Below are 1,839 nucleotides of genomic sequence, written 5' to 3' on the forward strand. Positions count from 1 at the left end.
CCAAAATAAGGCCGCTGGGCCATACAGATCATTTAAGACTATGGTGTGATTAATGCACCCATATAGAAAGCCATGCAAATGGCACAAAAAGGAGTTGTAGAAGTAAAACATTTCTCTCAAAGGATAGGGTGAAATCATGTTGAAAACTTTAGGCTTAACACTAGCGGGTCTGGTGGCGGGTATATCCGTCGCCCATGCTGGTCTGATCACAGATACCGTTGAGAATAATCAGTATCTGTCTACCTGGCAGTCGTATTCCTACACTCACGATATTAATGACGATGGCTTTATGCTGGGCTCCGCGACTAGCGGCTCTTTGAGCATCGACATTCGTGATGATCAGGACCAGTGGTGGGAAACATTCGAGTGGACTTTAGTTGTCGTTGACGACTTCGATTTCGACACCGACGGCTTTACGTTCTACACGAACAACTTTCATAACGATTTGGGACTGGAAGCGCTGGCATCGTTGAATGCCAACGGCATGCTTGACGTCTCAGTGACCTCACTGTGGGGCGATTTCTATCTTGGCAATTCAGTACTGTCCGTGATTACCGAAGTTCCTGAGCCTGGCACCATTGCGCTTGTAGGTGCTGGCCTGTTCGGTCTGTTCGTTGCTCGTCGTCGCAAAGATGCCACCGCCTAATTTACCAGTCGGTATTGCTGAAACCCACCTGACGGTGGGTTTTTTTATGCCCGAAAGGTAAGGCCTGGCACATGGTTAAACCATTGAGACATCCGTTGAGCTGTGAGAAAGTGCGTTTTCCCAAATTCACGGATCTTAGCCGCAATGAAAACTGTTTTCTCGCCCTTGCACCACCGCCGTACTGCCAAATCTGAACTGGATGGCGGCATTCTGGTCGAACCCTACGAAAAACCGTCCCGGGCCGAGACCATCCTGGCGCGGGTGATTCATCAGAAGCTGGGGGATGTTATCGAACCGGAAGAATTCGGACTCGAGCCAATACTCAGAATTCACAGTGCCGACTATGTCGACTTCCTCAAACAGTGCTGGGACGAGTGGACTGCTGCGGGGAAACCGGGGGAGGCCATACCTGCCATCTGGGCCGGACGGGGCATGAGACACCGGGAACCCAAAGACATTGATGGTCGGCTGGGGTATTTCAGCTTTTCAGCTGAATCTTCCATCACCGAAGGCACCTGGGATGCCGCCTATGCGTCCGCGCAGGTTGCCCTTACCGCGCAAAAACGAATAGCCGGTGGCGACCGGGCCGCCTTCGCCCTGTGCCGCCCACCCGGGCATCATGCCGCAGCCGATATGTACGGTGGCTACTGCTTCTTTAACAATGCGGCGATATCCGCTCAGGCGTTTTTAGACCAGGGCGCAAAGCGAGTAGCGATTCTCGATGTCGACTTCCATCACGGCAACGGCACCCAAAGCATCTTTTATAACCGCGACGACGTGCTCACCATTAGCCTGCACGGCGACCCGGACCAGGCATTCCCTCATTTTCTCGGCTTTGAAGACGAAACCGGCGAAGGTGCCGGAGCGGGTTACAATCTCAACATTGTTTACCCGCCCAATACGCCGTTCAGTGTTTGGCAGGAAGGGCTGGAGCGTGCCTGTCGGGAAATCGAACAATACGGCCCGGATGCAGTCATCGTGGCACTGGGTGTGGATACATTCGAAGGCGACCCGATCTCCTTCTTTAAGTTGACCTCAGCAGATTACCTCACCATGGGCCAGCGCATCGCTCAGTTAAACCTGCCCACCCTGTTCACCATGGAAGGCGGGTATGATGTGGAAGCCATTGGCGTCAATGCGGTGAATGTGCTGGAAGGGTTTGAGTCGGGCTTATGAGCTACCAATACACCCTG

Annotated in this window: 2 protein-coding genes; both read left to right on the forward strand. The window is 53.1% G+C overall.

The window, feature by feature from the left end; translation table 11 throughout:
- Positions 1–136: 136 nt before the first annotated feature.
- Entirely contained in the window at positions 137–646 is a 510-nt protein-coding gene (locus tag WEB54_RS07310; protein ID WP_368054594.1) for a PEP-CTERM sorting domain-containing protein, read from the forward strand.
- 144 nt (positions 647–790) lie between these two features.
- The gene (locus WEB54_RS07315; protein ID WP_368054596.1) at positions 791–1,822 is read left to right on the forward strand and encodes a histone deacetylase family protein; all 1,032 of its coding nucleotides are present in this window, start codon (positions 791–793) and stop codon (positions 1,820–1,822) included.
- Positions 1,823–1,839: the final 17 nt, after the last annotated feature.

The sequence above is a fragment of the Saccharospirillum sp. genome, assembly GCF_040881935.1.
Classification (GTDB): Bacteria; Pseudomonadota; Gammaproteobacteria; order Pseudomonadales; family Natronospirillaceae; genus Saccharospirillum.

Coding starts and splice junctions, on each gene's coding strand:
- WEB54_RS07310 (WP_368054594.1), top strand. CDS start 137: ATGTTGAAAACTTTAGGCTTAACACTAGCGGGTCTGGTGGCGGGTATA.
- WEB54_RS07315 (WP_368054596.1), top strand. CDS start 791: ATGAAAACTGTTTTCTCGCCCTTGCACCACCGCCGTACTGCCAAATCT.